This window comes from Rhizobium laguerreae (assembly GCF_019778565.1).
GTDB lineage: Bacteria > Pseudomonadota > Alphaproteobacteria > Rhizobiales > Rhizobiaceae > Rhizobium > Rhizobium laguerreae.
Map to the genome: position 1 here is coordinate 242,996 of NZ_JAAXQT010000012.1, position 24,498 is coordinate 267,493.

A 24,498-nucleotide genomic window follows, 5' to 3' on the forward strand; every position below is an offset into this window, starting at 1 on the left:
ATCCTCGGCGACTTTCGAATCCATAGCGGAATGATACCCAGTGCGGAGAACGTCGCCGATCTGCTGGGAGCACGATGCTCGGGAACTGTCATCAGCGGTCCGTCTGATCAATTATTAGCTTTTGCCCGCTTCCTTGCGTTTGAACGCGTCTCGCCGACGCATAACCCCATAACTCATGCCGCCGGAGGAGACCCGATCGCCAATCCGTCGCCACGTGGATCATGCGCGCCGGTCGCCATGCCGTCCTCGTCGATAACGATTACGCCTGCCTGCCCTGCAAGCGGGCTCTGCGCCTCGATCGGTGACAGTGCGTGGCCTCGTGCGGCCAGTTCGGCAAACACCGCTTCGCCGGCATCGCTTTCCAGCTTGAGGCTGTCACGGCTGTCGGAAAAGGTCTTGCCGAGAAGAAAGCGTGGACCGGCCAGCGCTGCTGCTGGTTCCTCGTCGAAGTCGATCAATCGGGTCAGCAGCATTGCCAGCGTCTGCGGCTGGCCGTCGGCGCCCTGCGTGCCGTAGAGCAGGGCGGGCTTGCCGTTGCGCAGGCCGAGGCCGGGATTCAAAGTATAGAAAGGCCGTTTGCCGGGTGCGATGGCATTGACATGCTTGGGATCGGACGAAAAGGCCGCCCCGCGGTTCTGCCAGAGAATACCCGTATCGCCGACCACCACGCCGCTGCCCCAGTCGAAATACGTGCTCTGCAAGACGCTGACGCTGCCGCCCTCTGCGTCGGTTGCGGCAAAGAACACGGTGTCGCCGCTGCGAAAGGGCGCCGGCCATTCGAGCGCTCGTGCTGGATCAATGGAGGCTGCCGCCTGTGCAAGATGCTGCGCGCTCAGCCATTCCTCCACCGGCTGCGGCACGACATCGGGATCAGCAATGCCGCCGCGGTCTAGGAAAGCGCGTTTGACGGCTTCGACGCAGAGATGGAAATGATCGGCGCTGCCGGCCTTTTGGGCGGCAAGATTGAAATGGGCGAGAATGCCCATGATCGCCAGCGTCGACAGACCCTGTGTCGGCGGCGGCGGCGCAAGCAGCTCGAAGCCGCGATACGAGAGACTGACGGGTGCCACTTCGCGCGTTCGGGTTGCCTTGAGATCGTCGGCAGTCAGCGGAGAACCCGCCGCCTGCAGGCCCGCCGCAATCCTCGTGCCGAGCGCGCCCTCGTAGAATGAACGCGGCCCATCACGGGCAATCAGCGAAAGCGATAGCGCCAAATTCTCCTGTCGAAACAGACTGCCCGTTTCCGGCGCCGCGCCATCCCGCATGAAGAGTGCGGCAAAACCCGGCCAGCCGGCTGCCTCCGCCTGCCGGAAGGCAAGCCAGAAGCTCTGCGAGCGTGTAACAGGAAAGCCCTCTTCGGCATGGCGGATCGCATTGGCAAGCAAGACGGAAAAATCGATCTTTCCGCCCCAGTGCCGCGCGGAATAGTCATGAGCGTGCCGCCACGCATCGACGGCGCAGGCCGAGGTCAGCGCCGAAAGCGGCCCGCGCAGCGGAATGCTGCCGCCGAAATCCGGCAATTTCCGCGCCGCCTGGCCGATGCCAAGAAAACATGTTTTCCGCCCGCTGCGATCAGCAACGATCCAGACGGAATCGCCGCCAAGCCCGCAGAAATGCGGGTAGACGACGGCAACGGTGCTGCCGATGGCGATCGTAGCCTCAAGCGCATTGCCGCCGGCTCGCAGGATCGCCGCGCCTGCCTCGCTCGCCAGCGCATGCGGGCTTGTTACCATGCCGCCGCGCCCGGCTGCCTGTCTCGTGGAATCCCGTTCTGCCGGTGTCGTCACGCTCAAATCTCGCTGGGTCTATGGCCTGTAAAGCGCGCGATAGGTCCGATAACCTCGATCATAAACCGCTGCATTGTCGGGATTGGGGACGATTCTGTCACCTTGGCCGACAAAGGCGGTCACACCGGACCAATCCTCGGTCAGTCCGGCACCGATCGCCGCGGCCCAGGCGACACCGAGGCAGGAGCCGGGATGGCCGGTGAGACCCTGCAGTGGCTGCTGCAGCACGTCGGAAACGATCTGCATCCAGATACGGCTCTGCGATCCTCCGTCGGAAACGATGAAACGCGTCGTCGGATGGCCGATGTCGTTCAGCACGTCGATATGATGGCGCAGCGCATAGGCGTAGGCTTCCAGCATCGCCCGCCAGAGATGGCCGGTATGATGCGACAGCGTCAGCCCGTCAATCAGGCCGCGCGCACCGGCATCATGGATCGGCGTCTTCTCGCCGAGGAAGTAAGGCAGGATCGTCAGCCCGTCCGCGCCGGGCGCGCATGCCGCCGCCAGCCGATCGAGATAGTGGTGCACGGATATTCCCTCCGCCTTTGCCGCGATCTGCTCGCGTCCGGCGAAGATGCTGATGAACCAGTTGAGCCCCGAGCCGCCGGTCGACATGCAGCCGTTCGGCATGTAAAGCCCCGGAACCAGATGATAATCGAGAAACATGCGACGATCGGGCCGCACGACATCCGTTGCCGTCAGGATATCGACGGCACCCCCGAATTTCAGCAGCACGTCGCCCGCCTTGTTGATCCCCGCGCCGAAGGCCGAGGCGATCATGTCGGCTGCTCCGCCGATAACAGGCGTTCCGGGTGCGAGCCCCGTCGCCTTGGACGCCTCATCGGTCACATGGCCAAGCACCTCATGCGAAGCGGCCTTCCTGGGAATAGCGTCCCGCCGGACCCTCGCAAGCTCGATCAGTTCGTCGTCGAGCCTGTCGGTGTTGATATCGACGAAGCCAGCTTCCAGCGCCCAGTTCTGCTCGATCGCCTTTTCTCCGGTCAGTTTCCAGTTGATGAAATCATAGGAACCCATGACCGTGGCAATGCGCTGGAAGACCGCGGGCTCATGCCGTGCGATCCAGCGCAGCTTCGCCGTCACCAGCTGCTGGTTGATGCCGTTTCCCGCCTTCGCGAGAAAATCCGCCTCATTCCACTCGGCCCTAAGTTCCTCGACCTGCTCACCGCAGCGCCCGTCGCTCTGCTGGATGCTCGGCCTCAGCACGTAGCCGGCGTCATCGAGCAACACGACGGCCGGCAGCATGCCGGTTACGCCGACGGCCGAGATTTGCCTAGCCTCGATCCCGCTCGTTGCAATCAGTTCCCTGGTGATCTCACAGACATTCGCCCACCATTCCGCCGGGTCTTCCTCGGCCCAGCCGTGCTGCGGCGAATGAAGCGTCGACGGTCGTGAGGTGAGCCCGAGCACGCGGTTCGGCAGCTCGATCAAGATGCCGATGGTGGAGGTGGTGCCGATATCGAGGCCGAGCGTGATGGACATGGCGGTTCCTCTCGTTCAGCGCAGCGCCTCGACGATCTCCATGAAGCGCTTTACCCGGTCGCCGTCGACTGGGTTCCAGGTATTGCCGTCCACCTTGAAATGCGTGCCGATGATGACGCCGCTGGCAACGCTCAATATGTCGCGCACATTGTCCTTGTTGACGCCGGTATTAGCAAAGACAGGGACATCCTTGACCGTCTCGCAGACACGCCTGAGGTCCGATTGATCGACCGCCTGTCCGGTCAGTGGTCCCGACACCAGGATGGCATCGGCGAGCGACGAGAACACGGCACTCTTCGCCCTGAGTTCAATCGATCGCTGGTCCAGCGAATGGGCAAATTCCGCGTTAATGTTGAAGAGCATCTTCATATCGTCGCGGCCGAGGCTATGTCGCAGCCGTGCCGCCTTGGCGCAATCCGGCTGCCAGATGCCCATGTCGGAAGCGAAGACGCCGGTGAAGATCTCGCGAACGAAGCTCGCGCCCGTCACTGCGCCGATAGCAACGCTTGCCGAGGGATCCCAGAGATAGTTGACGCCGAACGGCACGGTCAATTGCGGTTTCACCCGCTCGACGATCGCGGTCATCGTCGCCAGCCCTTCCGGCGGCGCCTGGAAGACGTAGGGCCGGTCGTTCTCGTTGCCGAACATGATGGCGTCGACGCCGCCTGCCTGCAGCTTCTCGATGTCGGAAAGCACGTCGTCGACGAGCTTGTTCACACCGGCGGCGGCGTCATAGGCGGGCGAGCCGGGCAGGGCTCCGATATGCGCCATCGCGATGACCGCCTTCTTCTTGACGCCAAAAAAGTCGAAGACCATGCGGGAACTCCCTGAAGCGAAATCGAGTGGAACAGTCATCCGCCGGGGACGGATGCGGGAACGGGCAAATCAAAGCAGCGGCTGCTCCTCGGGCGCGATGCGCACATCGACCCCAGCGGCGGCGAGCGCATCGGCAAGATCGGCCGGCGGCATGGCATCGGTGATCAGCATGTCGAATTGCTGCAGCGGCGCGATATGCACCAGCGACATACGCTTGAACTTGGTGGAATCGCAAAGCACCACCTTCTGCGTGGCGCGGCGCAGATAGACCCGCTTCATGTCGGTGTCCTCGAAGGAGTAGTCGTAAATTCCCTGCGCCGTAATCCCGGACACGCCGACGAAGGCGATGTCGAACCAGAGTTCCTCGAATTGCGAAACGGCCGATTGGCTGCTAATCGCCATTTCCTCGCCACGCATGCGCCCGCCAGGCAGGTAGACCTCGCCAAAGCCGGTGCCGAGTTGCATGGCGTTGCGCACGCCGTTGGTGAAGATCTTCGTATGCGGCTGGTTGAGCAGCAGACCGGACAGCAGATAGGTCGTGGTGCCGACGTCGAGTGCCAGGGTGCGTGCGCCGGCGGCAACGCCTGCCGCAGCCATCGCAATGGTCCGCTTGGCGGCGGCATTGCGCGTCAGCCGGGATTCGAAAGTCGGCTCCTCGCGGTCGACAGCCTCATTGGCGATCGGCTCGAAGGCCTTGCCGCTGCGCACCGCGCCGCCATGGGTGCGCACCAGTCTGCCATCCTTTTCGAGTTCGATCAGGTCGCGGCGGACGGTCATTTCGGAAACGGCAAGCTGGGAGGCGACATCGCTGACGGAAACCGCGCCTTTGCGGGCCAGTGTCTCCAGGATGCGCGCATGCCGCACCTGGGCCAGAACCTTCGGTTTTTCCGCTGCGGCGACCATCTGCTGTTCCGCGTCCATGATACCGTTCTCATCCTCCCGCCGTCGCAACTCGTGGCTACGATTGTCTGATTGTTGCTCCCTATGTATCGAACAACTCGAACAAATTCAAACATAAATTTTTCTTGTTGTGTATGATTTTGTTGTTATATGATCGGTGATGTTTCCAGTCGATGAGGGCGAACATGCAGTCTCCGAGCTTTCCAGAACTATCCGGTAAGCGTGCGATCGTAACCGGCGGGGCGACTGGGATAGGGCGCGCGATCGCGACCGCGCTCTCCCGCCAGTCGATCCAGGTGGCGATCTGCGACATCAACCTGGCCGCCGCCGAACAGACGGCGGCCGAGATCGGCAACGGCGCCACTGCCTATGCGATCGACGTTCGCAAGCGCACCTCCGTCGAGGCGACCTTTTCCGAGGTGGTCGAGAGGATAGGCGGTTACGAGATCCTCTGCGCCAATGCTGGTGTCTCCACGATGCAGCATGCGCTGGAACTGACCGACGAGGAGTGGGACTATAATTTCGACGTCAACATTCGCGGCATCTTCCTGACCAACCAGATTGCCGCCCGGCGCTTTACGAGCACCGGCACCGGCGTCATCGTCAACACCGCCTCGCTTGCCGCAAAGATCGGCGCACCGTTGCTGGCCCATTATTCCGCCAGCAAGTTTGCCGTGCTCGGCTGGACACAGGCGCTCGCCCGCGAGCTCGCAGCTTCAGGCGTTCGCGTCAACGCCGTCTGCCCCGGTTTCGTCAAGACCGGCATGCAGGAGCGCGAGATCGCCTGGGAGGCGAGCCTGCGCGGCGTCACGCCCGAACGCGTCGTTGCGGACTATATCGCCCAGACGCCGCTCGGCCGGCTGGAAACGCCTGAAGACGTGGCCGATGTCGTCGTTTTCCTCTGCTCGAATTCGGCCCGCTTCATGACCGGGCAGGGCGTCAACGTCACCGGCGGCGTCTACACGACCTGACCCGTCCAGGACCTGCAACAGGCCTCCCGTTCAGCAAGGAAACAGCATGGCTGAAATCGTCTTCGACCAGATCAGCAAGAGCTATGGCGATGGCTATGCGGCGATCCGCAACCTGGACATGACCATCCGCGACGGCGAATTCCTGGTCCTTGTCGGCCCCTCCGGCTGCGGCAAGTCGACGGCGTTGCGTATGATCGCCGGTCTCGAGGAGATCACCGATGGCCGCCTGACGATCAACGGCGCCATCGTCAACGACCTTGCCCCGCGCGATCGCGATATTGCCATGGTCTTCCAGTCCTACGCGCTTTACCCACATCTGACGGTGGCCGAGAATATCGGCTTCGGCCTTCGTGTCCGCGGCCTCGACAAGGCCGACATCGCCCGCAAGGTGCAGGAGACGGCAAAGCTCCTGGAGCTCGAGGACTATCTCGCCCGCAAGCCCGCCCAACTCTCCGGCGGCCAGCGCCAGCGCGTCGCCATGGGCCGGGCGCTCGCCCGCAGCCCTCAGGCCTTCCTGATGGACGAGCCGCTTTCCAACCTCGATGCTCGCCTGCGCGGCCAGATGCGCGCCGAAATCGCCCGCATGCAGAAGATGTCGGGCATCACTACGGTCTATGTCACCCACGATCAGGTCGAAGCCATGACCATGGGCGATCGCGTCGCCGTCATGAAAAGCGGCGTCCTGCAGCAGCTCGGCACGCCGCGCAACCTTTATGATCAGCCGGCCAATCTGTTCGTCGCGAGCTTCATCGGCTCGCCGGCGATGAACCTACTGGCGGCCGATCTCTTCGCGACGGAGAACGGCCCAGAGGCCCGCTTCGGCCAGGCCTCCATCCTTTTTTCGGGCGAGGTGCTCGCCGAGCGGCCGCGCATCGCCTCCCCGGCCGGTCGCGCTGTCGTGCTCGGCATCCGCCCGGAAGCCTTCCGGCCGGTCGATGCCGGTGGATTGGCCGGGTCCGTCGCCTTCATCGAGGATCTCGGCGCCAACCTCCTCGTCCACGTCGATGTCGAAGCTGCCGACCGGTTGAAGTCGCTCTCGGCCGAAGAGGACGATGTGGCGCTGTCCGCCCCGCGCCTGCGCGTCATCATTGACGCTACCCGCCGCGTCAAGATCGGCGAGCGCCTGTCGCTTGCCGCCGACCCCGCCCGCGTCCACGTCTTCGATGCCGTGACCGAAGCGGCGATCCGCGCCTGAGGTGGTGTCTCTTTAGTGAATGCCCTTCGTCAGGCCCTGCACGAAATAACGGTTGAGGAAGAGCACGATCAGTACGATCGGGATCGTCGAAAAATGCGCCAGTGCGCCGAGCGTGCCCCAGGTGATGTCCTTCGTGCCGTAGGCTGAAAGCAGCGCCACTGAGATCGGCTTGGAATCGAGCCGGGTGAGGAACATCGGATAAAGGAAGTCGTTCCAGGAAAACATCAAGCAGAACAGCGTGGAGGCGACGACGCCTGAGCGCACCGCCGGCAGCGCCACGCGCCAGAAGGAGCCGAACAGCGTACAGCCATCCGTTAGCGCCGCCTCCTCCAGTTCCTTCGGCAGGCTGCGGAAATAGGAAAACATCATCCAGGTGACGAAGGCCGAATTCAGCATCGCGTTGATGAGGACGACGGCGACCCAGCTGCCGAGCAGCCCGACATCGCGCATCATCAGATAGAAGGGGATCAGCGCCGCCACCGCCGGCACCATGCGGATCGCCATGAAGAAATAGGCAACGGCAATGGCATAGCGGCTGGTCGAGCGTGCCAGCGCATAGCCTGCCGGCACGCCGAGAAGCAGCGACAGGATCACCGAACCGCCGGCGATCAGCAGGCTTGACGATACGAGGCTCCAGACGTCGAACAGGCGGAAGACCGTCGCGAACTGCTCGAGGGTCGGTGTAAAAGTCAGTTTTGGTGGGATCGAGAAGATGTCGCGCGACGGCTTGTAGGCGGTCGATGCCAGCCACAGGAAGGGCAGCAGGAAAAAGCCGAGCATGACAAGGATGAAGGCGCGCTCGCCGATGCGGCTCAAGGTGCGTGTGCTCATCGCCCGTTCGCCTTTCTGTCCGCCTTGCGGATCAACAGGATGAAGCCTGCCGCGATTACGGCGATGCAGATCAGTGTCAGGTTGGAGATCGCCGAGGCGCGGCCGATATTGAAGAATTCCAGACCCTGCTTCACCGCATGCAGCATCAGCGTGTTGGTCGCGTTGCCCGGCCCGCCGCCCGTCGTCACATAAACGCTGTCGAAGATGCGAAAAGCATCGATGGTGCGCAGCGTCAGCGCCAGCAGGATCGAAGGCAACATCAGCGGAATGACGATGATTCTCAGCCGCTGCAGCGCCGTTGCCCCATCCACTTCCGATGCCTCGAGAATATCACCCGGCAGCGCTTTCAGGCCGGCAAGCAGGATTAGCGCCACCAGCGGCGTCCATTCCCATATGTCCACGAAAATAAGGGTCGCCAGAGCCGAACTCGGATTGGCAAAAAGCCCGCGCGGATCGGAAAGCCCGAACTCGGCGAGGTAATAGCCGATGAGCCCATAATCGGCGAGCAGCAGCGCCCGGAAGATCAGTCCGACCACCAGCGGTGTGATCGTCACCGGTATCAGGATCAGCGCCAGGCAGATCCGGTTAAAGCGGTCATCGCGCCAGAGCGCCAGCGCAATGGCAAAGCCGAGCAGCAGTTCTACAGTCACAGCGCCGACCGTGAAGATGACGGTATTGACGAAGGCCCCGCGCGTCACCGGGTCGGAGAGAAGGTCGATATAGTTGCCGAGGCCGACGAAATGCGTCCGTGCAGGCTTCAGCAAATTATATTCGTAGAAGCTGAACCAGATGCCCTGCGCCAGCGGCCAGACGCCGATGACGAGCACGTAGATGACGGCCGGCAGTGTCATCAGGATGAAGAACAGCCGCCTGCGCTCCAGATAGGAAACGCTCAAGGCCGGGGAGGGCTTCAGCGCGGAAGTGAGGGATAGGGTCACGTCATGTCCATCGGGTTCCTGGTTCGATGCGCGTCCCGGGGATCGAGCCGGGGGCACCCGATCATGAAGCCCGAGGCGCATCGGATCAATGGTCTCGAAATGGCAGGGCCGCGACATAGGCCGCGGCCCCGGGGAGAACCGTTCTTAGAAGAGTTTTGCAGCGGCTTCCTGAGCGGCGTCGAGCGCCTTCTTAGGATCGGCATTGCCGACCAGCACGTCGTTGACGGCGGTGCCGAGCAGGTCCTGAATCTCTGGATATTGCGGGATGCGCGGACGATATTCGCCGTCACCATGCTCGAAGGTTTCCGCGATGACAGGCAGGAAGGGGAACTTCTTGAGCAGATCGGGATCGGTCATCTCGCTCTTGCGCAGGAAGCTGCCGGCGCCCATCATGTTGAATTCCTTGTGCACCGGCGGACTGACCAGCCACTTGATGAAGGCCCAGGCGGCTTCCTTCTGCGTGTCCTTGATGCCGGCGTTGATCGCCATGCCCCAGCCTCCGATCCCATAGACCTTCGGCAGACCGGCGCCGCGGGGCGCCGTCGTGATCGCCACCTTGTCGACGATCTTGGAAATCGAAGGATCATAATAGTCGGGCGCACCGACCGACCATGTCTGCATGGTCGCGGCAATGCCCTGGCGGAAGCTTTCCTCGCGTCCGCCCCAATCATAATTAACGGCGCCGGGAGGTGCCGCTTTCATGAAGAGGTCCTTATAGACGATCAGGCTCTTGATATTGGCTTCGGAATTCAGCGCCGGCTTGCCGTCGGAGCCGAGGATCGAACCGCCCATCTCGGTATTGTACTGCATCCAATCCTGTGCGACCGCCGGGCCCTTCTGGCCGTTGGCGACGAAGCCGTAGATCTTCTTGCTGGGGTCGGTCAGTTTGTAGGCGGCCTCGACCATTTCCTCCATCGTCGTCGGCGCCTTCAGGCCGGCGGCGTCGAAGAGATCCTTGCGATAGGCAAGAACGTTGGCATAACCGGCAAAGGGAAAGGCGACCTGCTTGTCTCCCCAGTGGCCAAGCGCATTGAGAAGCGTCGGATAGATGTCGTCGAGCTTCAGTTCGGCGGCGTCGCGCTTCATCCACTCGGTGAGATCGACGGTGTATTTGTTTTCGGCATATTGGCCCGCCCAGACGATATCCATCGTCACCAGGTCGTAGCCGCCGGTGCCGCCGACGAAATCGGTCGTGGTCTTGGTCAGCAGCGAGCCGTAATCGAGAATGTCGACCTTGACGTTGGCGCCCGTCTCCTCGGTGAACTTAGGGGCGATGGCAGCCAGAACAGCGGCGAACTGGTCATTCTGCGAGGCAAGCGTGAGCGTGATGCCCTCATACTTCTTGTCGGCGCCGATGGCGGAGCCCACAAATGCGACCGAGACGAGGCCCGCGATCGCCAATTTCCGTGTGAGACTGTTGAGCGATTTCATGTTTGCTCCCCTTTTTTGATTGGCTTGAGGCACTATACATCAAACAAAATCGCACTCAAGCGCACTTGACAAAAAACCACAAACATTAAAAATCACAAATTAGAACATATTCGCGCATAAATGTCCATATTTTGTGCGCGTTGCATAAAAAATAGCAGGAAGTTGATCATTCCCTGCGCGTCTATACTGTCCTGTCCAACGCGGCGAGCTGCACATTCATGAAGACCACACCGGATGAGCGCCTGAGAGAGTTGGAACGCCGCGCCCATGATGAAATGGCCCGCATTGAGGCGCTCTGTGCCGGCTGGCCGACGCTGGGCGATGAAGACCGCGACGACCTGCATTCCGTTGTGATCTGCGGCGCTGGCCTCTCCGGTCTGTCGATCGCCTTCGCCTTGAAGCGGCGCGGTATCAGGTCCGTTCATGTGATCGATCAGAGCGAGGAGGGCCGCGAAGGCCCCTGGATCACCTGCGCCCGCATGCAGACCCTGCGTTCGCCGAAATATCTCTCAGGCCCGGATCTCGGCATCCCGAGCTTGACGCTGCGTTCCTGGTACGAGGCGCTGAATGGCGCCGACGCCTGGGAAGCGCTCGACAAGATCGGCCGCGAGGATTGGATGGCCTATCTCATCTGGTTTCGAAGGACCGTCGGCATCGACGTCGAAAACGACACGACGCTTTCCTCGATCAATCAGGCGGAAGGCGGACTTGCTCTCACGCTGTCAAAGGGTGACGGCACCAGCCGCACGGTCACCTGCCGCCAGCTGGTGATGGCGACCGGCATCGACGGCTGCGGCGGCCCGCGCATACCCACAATGGTCAAGGCGCTGCCGAAATCCATCTGGACGCACAGCAATGAGCCGATACCTATCGATTTCCTCAAGGGCAGGGATGTCGCGATCCTTGGCGGCGGCACGTCGAGCTTCGACTGGGCGGTGGCGGCTCTCGAAACCGGCGCCCGAGAGGTGACGATGTTTGCGCGGAGCACCGATATGCCCCGCACCGAGGTTCTCGCCTGGACAAATTTCCCCGGCTTTCTCGGCCATTTCGCCGACCTGCCGGATCTGGAGCGCTGGCGGTTCGCCCACCTCTACTTCAATTTCAAGGTGCCGCCGACCCAGGAGCAGTATGACCGGGCCCGCCGCCACTCCGGTTTCACCATGCAGCTCGGCTGTGGCGTCCGCGAACTCTCGATGGACGGCGGCAGGATCAGGCTGGCGACCGCAAATGGTAGCCACTATGCCGATCATCTCCTGCTCGGCACCGGTTACGAGATTAATCTCGCGCTCAGGCCCGAGCTTGCCGGCCTCGTCGACGCCGCAGCGTTTTGGAAGGACCGTTTCGAGCCGCCGCAGGGGGAGGAGAACGCCATGCTTGCCGACTATCCCTATCTCGGGCCCGGTTTCGAACTCACGCCCAGGGATGCCGAAGCCGGCTGGGTCTCGCGCATCCATATGTTCAATGCCGGCGCGCTGGCGAGCCTTGGCCCGATCAGCAATGGCGTCACCGGTCTCAAATACGGCGTGCCGCGCATCGTCAGCGCCTTGGTGAAAGCGCTGTTCATCGAGGACTCCAACCGGTATCTTGAGGCATTGGCCGCCTATGACGAACCGCATTTCGATCCTGGCATAGACGAGGACGTCACGACATCAAGGGAGGTTTTGGCATGAGACAGGCTGCCGCCGTTCAATTTTCGGGATTGGAGGCCGTCCTTTTGCGGGCACGCGAGGATAGCGTCGAATTTCCCTATCTGTTGGCCAACCACGTTCCGATGGTGCTGATCGCGCTCGACCGCCTCGGCGCCTCGGCGGAGCGGTTGGAACAATGGTACGAGCAGTATCGCGAGAGCCATGCACTTCCGCTGATGCCGCCGCCGGTTGCCCCGATTATCAGGGCGGCCTGGGCCGAGGCGCTTGGCGATCGTACGCGCGAGGCGGATTACCGTGCCTTCTTCATCGCCGAAACCCGCCGGCTCGGCATCGATGCCGTCATCCGTACCTATCTGCCCGCCATGGTGAACGGCCTTGCCGGCAGCGCCACGCATCCGCTGATGCGCCTTGCCTATGGTGTGCTCAAGAGGGACGACCAGGAGGTTGGCACTGCGCTCGGCTATTGGGCGGCCTGCTATCTGCCGCTGCCATCCGCGACCGGTGCCGTGCCCGATACGGATGATCCGGGGAGCGTGCTTGCCGATGTCGGCAATATTGAAGGCATCCGCGATTATGAGCCAGAAACCGATCTGCTCTGGCATAATATCCGCGCCGTCGCAGCACTTCCGGGCTTCCGCCCTGTCATCGACCGCCTGGCTTTCAGCCCCGATACGCCGCGCCGCATGGCCGCGACCTCGCTTGCCCTCTTCGCCGGAACCATGGATTTCTCCGCACTCCATTCCGTCACCGGCATGCACTGGCTGCGCCTCGTCTCTCCGCACCTCGAAAACGCCGAGCCTTTCTACCGCGCCTTCTGGCAGGTGATCGCCTCGCTGGTGCCGAAGATCGGTTTTCCGGCGCTCCCCACCACTGAGACGCTGGAAGAAATGCGCAGCCGACAGGCGCCCGCCTGGGCGGAAATCAAACGCGCCGCGGTATCCTCGGACGACGAACACGATGTCAGCCTGGTCTTTTCTGCCCTGCAGGAGGAAGAGGTGTGGAAGGATCCGCTCTATCGCGTCGTCGCGGCGCGTCGGGTCGGGCTGATTGCATAGCGGATGACGGAAGAGTTAATGACGCCGAGCCTCGTAGTCGAAAACGCCAGGACAGAAGCCGGCGAGATCGTCTCGCTTATTCTGAACAATGACCGGATCGCCGCGATCGGTCCGAATGCGGCCGCCGGCATCGACCCCGCAGTGCCGCGTTTCGATGCTGCCGGCGGCCTTCTCTGCCTTCCCTTCGTCGACGGCCATATTCATCTCGACAAGACGCTGATTGGCTTGCCATTCATCCCGCATATCCCGGGCGACACGGTCGCCAAGCGCATCGAGGCGGAAAAATCCCTGCGGCGCACGGTGGCGCTGCCGGTCGAAGCCCGCGGCGGCGCCCTGCTGGAGAAGCTCGCAGCCTACGGCACACTTTCCGTTCGCAGCCACGTCGACATCGATACCGAAGTCGGCCTGAAAGGCCTCGAGGCCGTGCTCTCGCTGAAGCAGAGCCATGGTCATCTCGTCGATATCCAGACCGTTGCCTTCCCGCAATCCGGCGTGTTGCGCAATCCCGGCACGGCCGAGCTGCTCGATGCTGCCATCGCCGCCGGCGCCGATCTCGTCGGCGGCCTCGATCCCGCCGGCATCGACAACGATGTGACCGGCCATCTCGATGCGATCTTTTCCGTCGCCGGCAAATACGGCGTCGGGCTCGATATCCATCTGCATGATGGCGGTGCACTCGGCGCCTTCGAACTTCGCCAGATCGCCGATCGCACGGCAGCACTCGGCCTCGAAGGCAAGGTGGTCGTCAGCCACGCTTTCTGCCTCGGCGAGTTGGACGATGCCGAATTCGGCCGCACTGCCGCCGCACTCGCCAGATCGGGCGTGGCGATCATGACCAGTGCGCCAGGAGCCGTGCCGATGCCACCAGTCAAGCGGCTTGCCGCCGCCGGCGTCCGGCTCTTCTGCGCCAACGACAATATCCGCGACGCCTGGTCGCCTTTCGGCAATGGCGACATGCTGGAGCGTGTCGGTATCCTTTGCGATCGCCAGGACTTCCGTTCGGATGAGGATCTGGCGGCGGCCTTCCGCCTGGCGACTCAAGCGCCGGCCGAGATCCTCGGCCGCTCCGTCGGCCCGCTCCGGGCCGGGTCACCTGCTGATTTTGTTATTTTGCCCGCCGCGTCGCTGGCAGAAGCCGTCGCTGCCCGTCCCCTCGATCGCATCGTGTTTCGCGGCGGCACCATTATCGCCCGCGGGGGCCGGCTCGTCGTCTGATTTTTACATCAATGTATGGCGCATGGGAGCACCGCAGATGAAGGACCGACTTTGGATCCAATCGCCGCTCGCCATCATGGCAGAAGGCGCCGAAGGGGGCATCGTCATCGAGAATGGCCGCATCGTCGAACTGGTCGCGGCTGGGCGGCAGCCTTCGACCCCCGTCGATGCACGCTTCGACGCCGGCCGGCATGTCGTCATTCCCGGTCTCGTCAACACCCATCACCATATGTTCCAGACGCTGACGCGCGCCCATCCGGCCGCGATCAACAGGTCGCTCTGGCCATGGATCCGCGCGCTCTATCCGATCTGGGCAAGATACATGACGCCCGAAGCCTTCCGTCTTGCCGTCCGTCTCGCGCTGACCGAGCTCCTCCTCTCCGGCTGCACCACCACCTCCGACCACCACTATCTCTATGCCGCCGGTCTCGAAGACGCGATGGATGTCGAAGCCGAGGAGGCGGCTCGCCTCGGCATGCGCATCACGCTGACGCGGGGCAGTCTCAATATCAAGGACCAGCAAGGCGTGATTTCGCCCGCCAATGTCGTGCAGGATGACGACGTGATCCTTGCCGACAGCGAGCGTGTGCTCCGGCGCTATCATGACCGATCCGAAGGGGCGATGACGCAGGTGGCGCTTGCGCCCTGCGCGCCCTTCGACGTCACGCTGGAACTGATGCGCGAAACGGCGGCGCTGGCGGAACGCTACGATTGCCGTCTTCATACCCATCTGGTCGAAACCAGGGCGGAAGCAGAATTCTGCCGCAGCAAATTCGCCTGCACGCCGGTCGAATATCTCGACCGCTGCAACTGGCTGAGTGCCCGCACTTGGCTCGCCCACGGCATTCATTTCGACGATGCCGAGATCGTCGAACTCGGCCGGCACGGCGTCGGCATCTGCCATTGCCCGACCTCCAACATGGTGCTTGCATCAGGCATGTGCCGCACCTGCGAGCTGGAAGCCGCAGGAGTGCCAGTCGGCCTTGGCGTCGATGGCTCGGCTTCCAATGACAATTCCAACCTGATGGAAAGCGTACGTCATGCCCTGATGCTGAACCGCCTGACCTATGGCGCCGAAGCCGTTACCCATCTCGACGCGCTGCGTTGGGGAACCGCTGGCTCGGCAAGGCTGCTCGGCCGCGACGACATCGGGATCATCGCGCCGGGCCGCGAGGCGGATCTGGCCTTCTACAAGCTCGAAGAATTGCGTTTCTCCGGTGCCGGCGATCCGCTGGCAGCCCTCGTGCTCTGCGGCGCCACCACGGCTGATCGCGTCATGATCGCAGGCGAATGGCGCGTCACCGACGGCATGCCGGAGGGTGTCGATATCGAGGCGCTGATTGCCGATCACAACCGCGTCGCCCGCAATTTTCTTCTGTCGGTCTGAGGAGGCCCCATGGCGATCGATTTCGTCATCCGCAATGCCCGTATGGCCGGCTTGACCGAGCCGACCGACGTCGCATTCGAGGCAGGCCGCGTTGCGGCAATCGCACGTCGCTTCGTCTGCGACGCGCCGCACCATGATGCCGGAGGGAAATTCGCCTGCGCCGGCCTGATCGAGACCCATATCCACCTCGACAAGGCCGGCATCATCAGCCGCTGCAATCTCTGCACCGGGACACTCGCGGAGGCCGTCAGCGAGACCTCGAGGGCCAAGGCGGCCTTCACCGAGGAAGATGTCTATGCCCGCGCTGCCGCGGTCATCGAAAAGGCGATCGTCAACGGCACCACCCACCTGCGCACCTTCGTTGAGATCGACCCGCGCGCCGGCTTCCGCTCCTTTGAGGCGATCAGAAAATTGAAGGCCGACTATACCAGCCTCATCGACATCGAAATCTGCGCATTCGCGCAGGAAGGTCTGACGAACGATCCCGGCACGGAGGGCATGCTCGAACAGGCGCTGAAAGCGGGGGCCGATCTGGTGGGGGGCTGCCCCTACACCGATCCGGAGCCTGCCGAACACATCCGCCGCATCTTCGACCTCGCCGTGCGCCACGACGTCGCCGTCGATTTCCACCTCGATTTCGACCTCGACCCCGCAGGCTCCAATCTCCCTGTCGTCATCGCCGAGACCGTCGCGCGCCGGTACCAAGGGCGCGTCTCGGTCGGCCATGTCACCAAGCTCTCTGCTCTGCCGCCGGAAGAGCTTGAGCCGATCGGCCGCCGTCTTGCCGAGGCCGGCATCGCATTGACCGTCCTGCCGGCCACCGATCTCTTCCTGACCGGCCGTGATTGGACCCATCTCGTCCCGCGCGGCGTGACACCCGCTCACCGGTTGGCAGGGCTCGGCGTCGTCACGACCATCTCCACCAACAATGTCCTGAATCCGTTCACGCCCTTCGGCGACGTCAACCTGATGCGCATGGCCAATCTCTACGCCAACGTCGCCCAGATCGGCACCGCCGATGGCTTCGACTGTGTCTTCGCCATGATCACGACACAGGCTGCCACCCTCCTGGGAAGAAAGGCTTACGGCATTGCGATCGGCAGCGCGGCAGATATCGTCCTCTTCGACGCCCCCTCGGCTGCCGATGCCGTCGCGACAATCGCGCCGGCGAGCGCCGGGTGGAAAAATGGTCGCCGGAGCTTCCTTCGCCCGCGGCCACGGCTTTTCCTGGACCCAGGCTAGGCACCACATACGCTTTGCGCTAGGCGGGCAGTCTCCTCCAGCAGCCGTCGAGACCTGCCTGCAACTTCCGCAGATTGATTGGGCCCTATCGGCAGCGGTCCGGCGGTTGATGCATTCCTTAATGTCGCCTTTCCAGTAGGGCCGGCCGCCCTCATCCCAACGAGCGATGGCGCCGACCAATGCGACCGTGCCCGACCTCGAAGCGATTGCTGATCAAATGCATGGTCGTCGGTTCAGATCCCCTCAACTGCCCGGACCTCGAATGACGAGCTCTGAATCCTGCTTCCATCAAGAGCTGCAACATCTCTGCTTTCTCTCCGCAGCGGACATTAGGCACATATTGATTAGACGCTGCTGGCGGACGCTTATCTCAGGCATGGTTCATATCGCGCCGCTCTCGAACAAGCCTTCCAACAAGGCTCCGCTGAACCTCTCTTATTCTGGGCACAGTCCAAAGGCGGGAAAGATATGGTGCCGCCGCGCGCTGGCTCTACCTGAACACCCAGAGAAGGTTTATTAGGAAATTGAAGAGGAAGGCCGTGCCGATGCCGAAAAGCTTTGCCCACAAGGGCGGGAGCCCGACCTGCTGCACGAGGATCAACGTCACGCAGACATTGATCGAGAGGCCGAGCAGCGCGCCGGTCAGGAACAGTGAAGCGCGCTTGCGGCTTATTGCCTGATTGAAGACATAGCGGCTGGTGACGCTGTAGTTGACGGCGGCCGCAATCAGCCAGCTTAATGTCGCCGAAAGGCCGAGGGGCACGCCAAACGCCAACAGGCCACGAAACACCGCGAGGTCGACGATCGCAGCCAGACCTCCGGTGAACACATAGCGGATAGCCTTTGACAAGATCATCCGGACGCTTCCTCTGCCCGCAGCGCTGCGAACACCGGGTCCGAATAGGTCGAAAAGGTCAGCCAGCCCTCCCGCGCCCCGTCGGAGCGAATGAGCGGCAGGACACCGGCGCGGCGCGCCGCAAGGCCATCCCGCTCGGGCCTGTCGCCTATCAGAACGGTTTGCGCGGGGTCGATACCGGCGCGCTGCATCAGCATCTGCAGGCCGCGCGGATGAGGTTTCAGGATGCCGACACCGGGGTCGCTTGCGGCCAATACGTAGTCGGCCGACAATGTCATCCTCTGCAGCTTCTCGTCGGCAGGATAATCAGAATAGATCCCGATCGCCTTGTTCTGCCGTCTGAGCCCGGCAAACAATTCCACCAGCCCATCATACCTGCAGGATGCGATATAGGCGAGCGGACGGCGCCCGATCCATTCGCTGACGATAGCCTCGATCTTTTCGGCTGGCTGGCCGGTTCGCGCGACGATTCGCGCCATCAGGCTCGTCTGAAAATCGTCGATCTCCTCCTCGCCGATAGCTTCACGGAGGAAACGATATGCGCGTAGCACACGCAGATTGATCAGGCTGCCTCTCGCCACCGCATCAGCAAGCAACTCGCCGGCCATCCGAAGGCGCAGCCTCCGCTGGTTGTATAGCGTTCCGTCGACGTCGAAGACGACAAATCGGATAGTGCCCCAGTCGACATTGCTCGCGATCATTGGACGGTGATGTAGTGCTGCTCGGTCAGAGTCACGAGAAGCGGAATGTCGACGAATGTGGTGAAGATGAAGGCCGCCAGCAGGGCCGCGACGATCGCGATCAGGCCGGGCTCGCGGAACAGCTTTTCCGGTTTCTGCGCCGTAGAACCCGGTTTCGTCGCCATCACGAAATAGGCCGTGAATAGGGCAACGACGAAGGGCAGGACGAGCATGTACTCGATGCGATACTTGACCAGGAAGACGGACAGAAAGGCAATCGAAAACAGTGAATAGGCAATGCAGGAGGCGGTCAGCGAGACCTGCGTATACTGGGCGAAACTCGCCCGGTAGCGCGACAGCAGATCCTTGCCATGCGACGCGACGATCTCGTCATATTCCGACAAGCGCTTTGCCGCCATAAGGAACGCGCCGCCGAACCAGTATGCCAGAATGATCGATCCCGGCGGGAGGCTCGTTGGGTCGATCATCGACCAGCCGATCACCAGGCGGATCGGATTATTGATCGATTCTGAGATGACGTCGAGATAGACCTTGTCCTTGCTTCTGATCGGATCGAGATTGTAGACGATTCCCTGAATCGCAAACAGGCAGGCGACGAAGAACAGAAGCTTGCTCGAGAGGATGGCGCAGCCGAGGCCGACGATGAGCAACACGGTCCATTCGAGCTGAACCAGCCTGCCGTTCATCGCGCTTTGCACGGCGGACCGCTGCGATTTCGTCGGATGATGTCGGTCAAACTCGCGGTCGAACCACTCGTTAATGCAGTAGTTCGCGGATGCGATGCAGAGCGCGGTCACAAATCCGAGCAGGATTGAGGACGCCAGGTCGTCGGTTCTGACCCCCCGCAGAAGATAGGCGAGGACGATGCCGGGAACGATGAAGACATGCTTCGTACTGTGATCGAGCCGTGCAATGGCGATATAGTCGCGCAAGCCCGCTCGGCCTGATGCGGTCACCCTGCGGTCACCCAAGCTTGTGTTCATGCCGGACGCCTCCTTCATCCTCAGACGGTCTATTTCCGATCACCGTCCAACAGATACACATCATAGGTTTCGAAATAATTCGCAGGGCCGAATTCGGCGAGCAGCGTCGTCGTCGACAGGAAATCGTCTATCTGCTGGCGCGAGGCATGGAAGGTCCAGTTGTAATCCTTCCGATAAATCTGCTCCGGATCTATTCTCTTCAGCTTGTGCTGCATCAGGATTACCACTGGAGACCTGGGCGCGCAGGTCCTGGCTGGTTTTCAGCGTCTCTCCAAGATCCGACCCGAGCGATGTACATCGGAACCGGCGGTTCCTTGCACCTACAAAGTGGCCTGAGCTTCTGTTCATAAGCACGTTCGAGCTGCGATTGAAACTCTGGAGCGGTTTCGTCCAACGGCTCTTTGCCGATCAAAAGTCGTCGCACATCGTCCCTCGCTTCGGTCACCGAAGGCTGATCAAGCCGTATAGGACGTAGCACAAACTCGCTGAATAATACTAGCGTAAATTAATTAGTATAATAGGCTGGGGGCGGTGCCTGTGACAATGCGAACGAGTTTCGCAGCCAATCGGTTCAAGGGCCAAATGCAGATCCAACTCGGCATTGCGCCGATCCAGTTCTCGTTGATCGTTTGCGACTCAAGACGGATATGCGGGGGCTTCTGGTCTTCAGACATTCGTTCCTCTCAGTGCCGCCAACGAGAAGCTGAACGGAAAGGACGAGTCGTCAATACCGCGACGACGGAGGCAACTCCGGAGAGCCGCCCCTAATTTTACTTTGCTGCCTTCGAGACCTTTGTCTCTTCGAGGATTTCCCGCGGCTGCATCCACGAATTACTGCGGGGTCAGACTTCGGTCCGATTGAAGACAGCAATCTCTCTGCTAATTTTCGTTCCGCTGAGAATGCAAAACTCGGCATGAAAAGGGTGTCTGCCCCTGATCCGGAGCACCCTTTTCAAACTCTTCTTTTAGGAGTCCGACCTTGCCCCTCGGCACCGGATCGTTCGCGGGGCGGCGAACCTCCCAATTGATCATAGGTTGCAAGTATTCGGTCGGAGCACCATGCGTGCGATGGTGTTACCGGATCCATCAAATCTAAGCGGACCGTCATCAAAGTCGAAGCTTGTGATCTGCTTGGCCTCTCCGGAAATGTGAATCCTCAAACCGTCAGGATTTGACCAGCCCATGGTCGGCTCTTCATCGCCACTTTCCTCATCGTTGTAGTCATCGAGCTCAAGGTCCTCGACGCACCGATCGCCCACCCATATTGATGTGCTGCAAAGCTACGGTTCACAGTCGCCATTGTCTTCCAGGTCTGTATCTCCCAGGAGATCCAAGAGCGCGATCAATCGCTCGATGTAGGCTTCAACGGCTTCACGACGCAGCTGTTGAACGACCTGGCTCATGCAGATGCCCTCCTGGCTACTTCCGCCACAAAGGTAACGAAGCGGGCGAGCTGGCGAGGCTAATACGCTTCCGTTTCTGCCTCCTGAAAATTGGAACTATTCGACATGATAATTGGAGGTCAGGAACCTGTCGGTTGCAGGAGGAATCGGCGGTAGGCTTGGCGGAAGAGCGAGAGAGCGGCTGGGAAGGCTTGACCTGGCAGCGCTTGGAGAGCGCCTGGGCAGGTCGGTTCGTTCTCACTCTTGCTAGGATTTTCTGCGATGTTATCCGCCTCCGAGCTGGCGGACCGTCTCGCGCGCGACGCCGAGGCGGTCTGCCGCCACTACCTCTCCGCCGGCCGCCGGGCCGGCAATTACTGGATTGTTGGCGATGTCGCCAACAGCAAAGGCCGATCGCTTTACGTCTACCTCTTCGGCCCTCGTGCCGGCAGATGGACGGACGCGGCGACCGGACAATATGGCGATCTGCTCGATCTCGTTCGGGAAACCTGCGGTCTTGTAGACTTTCGCGATGTTGCCGATGAAGCACGGCATTTCCTGAGCCTTCCGCAATCCGAACCGGCGACGTCCCGCGGGGGCGGCGCCCCCGACTATCCGCCGGTCGAGAAACCGGCGGCGGAACGCGCGAGGCGCCTGTTCGCCATGACGCAGCCGTTGGCAGGCACCCTTGCAGATGCCTATCTGCGCGAGCGGGGCATCCTGCAGGCATCGACGCATGCGGCGCTTGGCTTCCATCCGTCCTGCTACTATCGGGATCTGGGGTCCTCCCGAACGACCAGCTATCCAGCCCTGATTGCGGCCGTCACTGACCCGGCAGGGCAGATCACCGGCGTGCATCGCACTTGGCTGGATCCTGGCGGCGAGGGAAAGGCCAAGGTCGAGGACCCCCGACGCGCGCTTGGCGGTCTTCTCGGCAACGCCGTGCGCCTTCGTTTTCCGATCAACGGACCCGTGCCGATCATGGCGGCAGGCGAAGGTCTCGAAACCATGCTTTCGCTATCTCATGTGATGCCCGGCTTGCCTATGGCGGCCGCGCTCACTGCCAACCACCTCGCGGCTTTCTCACCGCCGGCCGGGTGTCTGCGCCTCTACATCGCCGGTGACGCCGATGCAGCCGGGCGACACGGGATCGAGAGATTGAGCAGCCGTGCGCAGGCGCTCGGGATCCTGCCGCTGGTGCTTGCCCCGGAGCTCGGCGACTTCAACGAGGATCTGCGCTGGCTCGGCCCGGAGCGGCTGATTGGGAGCCTGCAGGCGCAGCTCGTTCCGGAAGATGCTATGGCCCATCTGCCCATGTGAGGCTGGCAGAGACAGTGGGGAGGGGTGGCGTTCGTCACAACTGGCAAGGTCGTTCCATGAGGCACTTCCTCCAGCTGGGCGCGCCCGCGGGCCTGTGGAGAGGCGACCTTTACCACGCGGCGGCCGGGCCTTCAGCGGGTCAGTCAGGTTTCTTCCCCGCGCCGGCTTCGCCGGCGCTCCTCGCGGTTCAAGAAACCTTCCTTCTGCCGCCCGGCGCTGCGCTGGGCCGCAGCGCTTCGCGCCGCGGTTCCGGCCCGTCTTCGCGTGAGCGGGGTTCGCCGTCAGGCCGCGAGAGGCGCCGCCGCAACCGACGGAGACTATCATGAACCTGACACTTCCCATCGACGACGCCTTCGAGCCCCACCATGCCTCCTCCCCGACCGACCGCTTCATTTACGAAATGCAGATCTACGGCCACCGGCCCTTCCAGGACGAACCCGATCCACGGCCGCTCCCGGAAGAGCCGGTTGTTCAGTCGGCGTTGACCGCAATCTTCGACGCCCTGTTCGAGATGCTTGGCCACACGCGGCTCGAGCCTGATCTCGAAAACCTGCTCTGGTCGATGGTCAACCTCTTCCACCGGGCCGGCGAGCGCATCCAGCGCGAGCTGCAACGCAACGAGGACGCACAACGCATCGGACAGCGGGAGCAGGACGGCTCGGAGGTCAAGAGCGTCGAGCTCGAGCGCCTGCTCGCCGAGGGCATCACGTTTCGAACGCCGCAACGCCTTCGAGTTCATGCGCGACTACGCGGCCGACCTCTTCGAGGCTCAGACCGGATCGGCATGGCGGCCGCGCACCGGCTCCAAGGTCAGCCACGCCAACATGACTGCGGCGATGATCGACTCCAAGGACTTCCTCTCCGCACGCCGCCGCGCCGAGACCGAGGTGCTGATCCCGAGCGGGACCAAGATCGCCTTCTCCGGCGGCATGGATTACAACGATCATGAACGCATCTGGGCGAAGCTTGACCAGGCGCACCTAAGGCATCCCGATATGATCCTGCTCCACGGCGGTTCGCCGAAGGGCGCCGAGCGCATCGCCGCCTGCTGGGCCGAAGCTCGCAAGGTGACGCAGATCACCTTCAAGCCGAACTGGACGAAGCACGCCAAGGCCGCTCCTTTTCGCCGTAACGACGAGATGCTCTCGGTCATGCCGGCCGGCGTCATCATCTTCCCGGGCTCAGGTATCACCGGTAATCTCGCCGACAAGGCACGTCGCCTCGGCGTCCCGGTCTGGCAGGCTGCGGAGAATGGCGCGTGAGCGCCATTTCCTCCATGCGGGGAAAAACCTGATGGTAATGAGATCGCGCGTTATCGCGGAGAAAAACAGGGAACTTGCATTTCGATGCATTTGTGTACACAATTCTGGGGAACATGGAGCCTTTCAATGTCTGAACCTCGGCCGAACGCATCTTCTCCCCGCCGTGTGGGCGTGCGGGAGTTTCGTGGCAATCTGACATCCTTCCTGAAGCAGGTTCAGGACGGACAGAGGTTCGTTCTGATGTCCCATCACAAGGTTGTTGCCGAAATCGGCCCTCCGTCAGTTGACATGGCAGTGCGCAAGCCCGGCGCTTTGCGTGGAAAGATCAGCGTTCCCGACGATTTCGACAGCTTGCCCGCAGACGTTCTGAAGGCGATGGAAGAGGGGACGTGAGGCTTCTGCTCGATACACATGCGTTGTTATGGTGGCTTAATGACGACGAAAGGTTGAGCAGTCATATCCGCAGCCTCATTGCGGATCCTGAAAACGATGTACGCGTAAGTGTCGTTTCCCTTTGGGAAATCACCGTGAAATTGCGGATCGGGAAGCTCGATGCAGACATAGACGAGATCCTAGAGGTCCTGCCAGATCAGGGATTTGATAGGCTCGATATTGCCGACGCACATCTGATCGCACTTGGAAAGCTTCCGCTCCATCATCGAGATCCCTTCGACCATCTCCTTATGGCGCAGGCGGTCGCGGAGGGCGCGCATTTCGTTTCGGAGGACCAGAATGTGCCGCTTTACGGTATTGAATTCTTGACCTGTTCGGATCCCTCAACTTCGCTGGACCCACCTGGGCAATAGTTTTGTGGCGCCCGCCTCAAACGTGAATAGATCCCTTGCGCGGCAGCGCGCGCCACCTGCCGAGTGATCATGTCGGGTCACGGACGGCAGACGCAGCCTCTGGCCGGCCTGTAACCCTTCCGGCGCTTCCGGCGTGCAAGATCGAGAAAATGCGCCACAGCTTCCTGTTCGGTCCCGAACACGTCGGTCCTCTCACCGCCACACTTCCCGATCCGCCCCCAGCTTCGCACGACCGCGGTTTCGCCAAACAAGGTAGGCTCGATTGCAAGCG

Annotated in this window: 23 protein-coding genes and 2 pseudogenes; 11 read left to right on the forward strand and 14 right to left on the reverse strand. The window is 61.9% G+C overall.

What is annotated here, in order from left to right:
- Nucleotides 1-173: 173 nt before the first annotated feature.
- The 4 genes from HFO71_RS30940 to HFO71_RS30955 all read right to left on the reverse strand — a co-directional run bounded on the left by HFO71_RS30940 (nt 174) and on the right by HFO71_RS30955 (nt 5,024).
- Nucleotides 174-1,733, reverse strand: a complete 1,560-nt coding sequence (locus tag HFO71_RS30940; protein WP_132612755.1) for a gamma-glutamyltransferase family protein — start codon at nt 1,731-1,733, stop codon at nt 174-176.
- Nucleotides 1,734-1,805: 72 nt separating this feature from the next.
- Nucleotides 1,806-3,287, reverse strand: a complete 1,482-nt coding sequence (locus HFO71_RS30945; protein WP_221968981.1) for an FGGY-family carbohydrate kinase — start codon at nt 3,285-3,287, stop codon at nt 1,806-1,808.
- Between the two features lie 15 nt (nt 3,288-3,302).
- Nucleotides 3,303-4,103 carry a BtpA family protein gene (locus tag HFO71_RS30950; protein WP_132612514.1) on the reverse strand — a complete coding sequence of 267 codons (801 nt, stop codon included), beginning with the start codon at nt 4,101-4,103 and terminating at the stop codon, nt 3,303-3,305.
- 69 nt (nt 4,104-4,172) lie between these two features.
- A complete protein-coding gene (locus HFO71_RS30955) occupies nt 4,173-5,024 on the reverse strand; it encodes a DeoR/GlpR family DNA-binding transcription regulator (protein ID WP_018071845.1) in 852 nt (283 codons plus the stop codon).
- 164 nt (nt 5,025-5,188) lie between these two features.
- Between HFO71_RS30955 and HFO71_RS30960 the strand changes: the two genes are divergently transcribed.
- Complete coding sequence (locus HFO71_RS30960; RefSeq protein ID WP_077980763.1) at nt 5,189-5,974, forward strand: SDR family NAD(P)-dependent oxidoreductase; 786 nt, start codon at nt 5,189-5,191, stop codon at nt 5,972-5,974.
- Between the two features lie 46 nt (nt 5,975-6,020).
- Entirely contained in the window at nt 6,021-7,169 is a 1,149-nt protein-coding gene (locus HFO71_RS30965; protein ID WP_221968985.1) for an ABC transporter ATP-binding protein, read from the forward strand.
- Between the two features lie 12 nt (nt 7,170-7,181).
- Here the strand turns inward: HFO71_RS30965 and HFO71_RS30970 are convergent, their stop codons facing one another.
- The 3 genes from HFO71_RS30970 to HFO71_RS30980 form a co-directional block, all read right to left on the reverse strand.
- Nucleotides 7,182-8,000: a carbohydrate ABC transporter permease gene (locus tag HFO71_RS30970; protein ID WP_027667202.1), complete on the reverse strand. Its 819-nt coding sequence runs from the start codon at nt 7,998-8,000 to the stop codon at nt 7,182-7,184.
- Entirely contained in the window at nt 7,997-8,938 is a 942-nt protein-coding gene (locus HFO71_RS30975) for a carbohydrate ABC transporter permease (RefSeq protein WP_132612508.1), read from the reverse strand. The genes HFO71_RS30970 and HFO71_RS30975 overlap by 4 nt, the downstream gene beginning before the upstream one ends.
- A gap of 144 nt (nt 8,939-9,082) precedes the next feature.
- The gene (locus HFO71_RS30980) at nt 9,083-10,369 is read right to left on the reverse strand and encodes an ABC transporter substrate-binding protein (protein WP_221980362.1); all 1,287 of its coding nucleotides are present in this window, start codon (nt 10,367-10,369) and stop codon (nt 9,083-9,085) included.
- Nucleotides 10,370-10,587: 218 nt separating this feature from the next.
- Between HFO71_RS30980 and HFO71_RS30985 the strand changes: the two genes are divergently transcribed.
- Genes HFO71_RS30985 through HFO71_RS31005 form a run of 5 tightly spaced genes read left to right on the forward strand, consistent with a single transcriptional unit; the run spans nt 10,588 to nt 16,917 of the window.
- Nucleotides 10,588-12,039 (forward strand): NAD(P)-binding domain-containing protein, encoded by a 1,452-nt coding sequence (locus tag HFO71_RS30985; protein ID WP_221977921.1) that lies wholly within the window; start codon nt 10,588-10,590, stop codon nt 12,037-12,039.
- Nucleotides 12,036-13,073 (forward strand): questin oxidase family protein, encoded by a 1,038-nt coding sequence (locus tag HFO71_RS30990; RefSeq protein ID WP_168341683.1) that lies wholly within the window; start codon nt 12,036-12,038, stop codon nt 13,071-13,073. The genes HFO71_RS30985 and HFO71_RS30990 overlap by 4 nt, the downstream gene beginning before the upstream one ends.
- Before the next feature lie 18 nt (nt 13,074-13,091).
- Nucleotides 13,092-14,288, forward strand: coding sequence for an amidohydrolase (locus tag HFO71_RS30995; protein WP_221968988.1), 1,197 nt, complete (start codon nt 13,092-13,094; stop codon nt 14,286-14,288).
- 37 nt (nt 14,289-14,325) lie between these two features.
- Nucleotides 14,326-15,675 (forward strand): 8-oxoguanine deaminase, encoded by a 1,350-nt coding sequence (locus HFO71_RS31000; RefSeq protein ID WP_221968990.1) that lies wholly within the window; start codon nt 14,326-14,328, stop codon nt 15,673-15,675.
- A gap of 9 nt (nt 15,676-15,684) precedes the next feature.
- Nucleotides 15,685-16,917: an amidohydrolase family protein gene (locus tag HFO71_RS31005; RefSeq protein ID WP_221988868.1), complete on the forward strand. Its 1,233-nt coding sequence runs from the start codon at nt 15,685-15,687 to the stop codon at nt 16,915-16,917.
- Nucleotides 16,918-17,407: 490 nt separating this feature from the next.
- Here the strand turns inward: HFO71_RS31005 and HFO71_RS31010 are convergent, their stop codons facing one another.
- The 6 genes and pseudogenes from HFO71_RS31010 to HFO71_RS36245 form a co-directional block, all read right to left on the reverse strand.
- The gene (locus HFO71_RS31010; RefSeq protein ID WP_221968992.1) at nt 17,408-17,773 is read right to left on the reverse strand and encodes a GtrA family protein; all 366 of its coding nucleotides are present in this window, start codon (nt 17,771-17,773) and stop codon (nt 17,408-17,410) included.
- Nucleotides 17,770-18,474 carry an HAD family hydrolase gene (locus tag HFO71_RS31015; protein ID WP_221988869.1) on the reverse strand — a complete coding sequence of 235 codons (705 nt, stop codon included), beginning with the start codon at nt 18,472-18,474 and terminating at the stop codon, nt 17,770-17,772. Before HFO71_RS31015 ends, HFO71_RS31010 begins: the two co-directional genes overlap by 4 nt.
- Entirely contained in the window at nt 18,471-19,457 is a 987-nt protein-coding gene (locus HFO71_RS31020) for a UbiA family prenyltransferase (RefSeq protein WP_077980965.1), read from the reverse strand. The genes HFO71_RS31015 and HFO71_RS31020 overlap by 4 nt, the downstream gene beginning before the upstream one ends.
- Nucleotides 19,458-19,486: 29 nt before the next feature.
- Nucleotides 19,487-19,672 carry a hypothetical protein gene (locus HFO71_RS31025; RefSeq protein WP_231285909.1) on the reverse strand — a complete coding sequence of 62 codons (186 nt, stop codon included), beginning with the start codon at nt 19,670-19,672 and terminating at the stop codon, nt 19,487-19,489.
- 65 nt (nt 19,673-19,737) lie between these two features.
- Nucleotides 19,738-19,881: pseudogene (locus HFO71_RS31030) on the reverse strand (DUF1173 family protein); the annotation flags it as partial.
- A gap of 856 nt (nt 19,882-20,737) precedes the next feature.
- The gene (locus HFO71_RS36245) at nt 20,738-20,860 is read right to left on the reverse strand and encodes a hypothetical protein (protein ID WP_276522915.1); all 123 of its coding nucleotides are present in this window, start codon (nt 20,858-20,860) and stop codon (nt 20,738-20,740) included.
- 261 nt (nt 20,861-21,121) lie between these two features.
- Here HFO71_RS36245 and HFO71_RS31035 point away from each other — a divergent pair, with 261 nt between their 5' ends.
- From HFO71_RS31035 to HFO71_RS31050, 4 genes and pseudogenes are all read left to right on the forward strand, one after another.
- Complete coding sequence (locus tag HFO71_RS31035) at nt 21,122-22,159, forward strand: DUF7146 domain-containing protein (RefSeq protein WP_077980776.1); 1,038 nt, start codon at nt 21,122-21,124, stop codon at nt 22,157-22,159.
- Between the two features lie 322 nt (nt 22,160-22,481).
- Nucleotides 22,482-23,421: pseudogene (locus HFO71_RS31040) on the forward strand (DUF2493 domain-containing protein).
- A gap of 126 nt (nt 23,422-23,547) precedes the next feature.
- Nucleotides 23,548-23,814 (forward strand): type II toxin-antitoxin system Phd/YefM family antitoxin, encoded by a 267-nt coding sequence (locus HFO71_RS31045; RefSeq protein ID WP_077980777.1) that lies wholly within the window; start codon nt 23,548-23,550, stop codon nt 23,812-23,814.
- The gene (locus HFO71_RS31050) at nt 23,811-24,227 is read left to right on the forward strand and encodes a type II toxin-antitoxin system VapC family toxin (RefSeq protein ID WP_077980778.1); all 417 of its coding nucleotides are present in this window, start codon (nt 23,811-23,813) and stop codon (nt 24,225-24,227) included. Before HFO71_RS31045 ends, HFO71_RS31050 begins: the two co-directional genes overlap by 4 nt.
- 77 nt (nt 24,228-24,304) lie before the next feature.
- Here HFO71_RS31050 and HFO71_RS31055 read toward each other — a convergent pair.
- On the reverse strand, nt 24,305-24,498 hold a 194-nt coding region (locus HFO71_RS31055; RefSeq protein ID WP_221988871.1), incomplete at its 5' end, for a WGR domain-containing protein.

Bases quoted from the DNA above. Each gene is read 5' to 3' on its own strand.
- HFO71_RS30945 (WP_221968981.1), bottom strand. From the start codon at position 3,287: ATGTCCATCACGCTCGGCCTCGATATCGGCACCACCTCCACCATCGGC.
- HFO71_RS31000 (WP_221968990.1), top strand. From the start codon at position 14,326: ATGAAGGACCGACTTTGGATCCAATCGCCGCTCGCCATCATGGCAGAA.
- HFO71_RS36245 (WP_276522915.1), bottom strand. From the start codon at position 20,860: ATGAGCCAGGTCGTTCAACAGCTGCGTCGTGAAGCCGTTGAAGCCTAC.
- HFO71_RS30955 (WP_018071845.1), bottom strand. From the start codon at position 5,024: ATGGACGCGGAACAGCAGATGGTCGCCGCAGCGGAAAAACCGAAGGTT.
- HFO71_RS30970 (WP_027667202.1), bottom strand. From the start codon at position 8,000: ATGAGCACACGCACCTTGAGCCGCATCGGCGAGCGCGCCTTCATCCTT.
- HFO71_RS31045 (WP_077980777.1), top strand. From the start codon at position 23,548: ATGTCTGAACCTCGGCCGAACGCATCTTCTCCCCGCCGTGTGGGCGTG.
- HFO71_RS31020 (WP_077980965.1), bottom strand. From the start codon at position 19,457: ATGAACACAAGCTTGGGTGACCGCAGGGTGACCGCATCAGGCCGAGCG.
- HFO71_RS30965 (WP_221968985.1), top strand. From the start codon at position 6,021: ATGGCTGAAATCGTCTTCGACCAGATCAGCAAGAGCTATGGCGATGGC.
- HFO71_RS30960 (WP_077980763.1), top strand. From the start codon at position 5,189: ATGCAGTCTCCGAGCTTTCCAGAACTATCCGGTAAGCGTGCGATCGTA.
- HFO71_RS30990 (WP_168341683.1), top strand. From the start codon at position 12,036: ATGAGACAGGCTGCCGCCGTTCAATTTTCGGGATTGGAGGCCGTCCTT.
- HFO71_RS30980 (WP_221980362.1), bottom strand. From the start codon at position 10,369: ATGAAATCGCTCAACAGTCTCACACGGAAATTGGCGATCGCGGGCCTC.
- HFO71_RS30940 (WP_132612755.1), bottom strand. From the start codon at position 1,733: ATGGTAACAAGCCCGCATGCGCTGGCGAGCGAGGCAGGCGCGGCGATC.
- HFO71_RS31015 (WP_221988869.1), bottom strand. From the start codon at position 18,474: ATGATCGCGAGCAATGTCGACTGGGGCACTATCCGATTTGTCGTCTTC.
- HFO71_RS31005 (WP_221988868.1), top strand. From the start codon at position 15,685: ATGGCGATCGATTTCGTCATCCGCAATGCCCGTATGGCCGGCTTGACC.
- HFO71_RS30985 (WP_221977921.1), top strand. From the start codon at position 10,588: ATGAAGACCACACCGGATGAGCGCCTGAGAGAGTTGGAACGCCGCGCC.
- HFO71_RS30995 (WP_221968988.1), top strand. From the start codon at position 13,092: ATGACGCCGAGCCTCGTAGTCGAAAACGCCAGGACAGAAGCCGGCGAG.
- HFO71_RS31025 (WP_231285909.1), bottom strand. From the start codon at position 19,672: ATGCAGCACAAGCTGAAGAGAATAGATCCGGAGCAGATTTATCGGAAG.
- HFO71_RS31010 (WP_221968992.1), bottom strand. From the start codon at position 17,773: ATGATCTTGTCAAAGGCTATCCGCTATGTGTTCACCGGAGGTCTGGCT.
- HFO71_RS30950 (WP_132612514.1), bottom strand. From the start codon at position 4,103: ATGGTCTTCGACTTTTTTGGCGTCAAGAAGAAGGCGGTCATCGCGATG.
- HFO71_RS31035 (WP_077980776.1), top strand. From the start codon at position 21,122: ATGTTATCCGCCTCCGAGCTGGCGGACCGTCTCGCGCGCGACGCCGAG.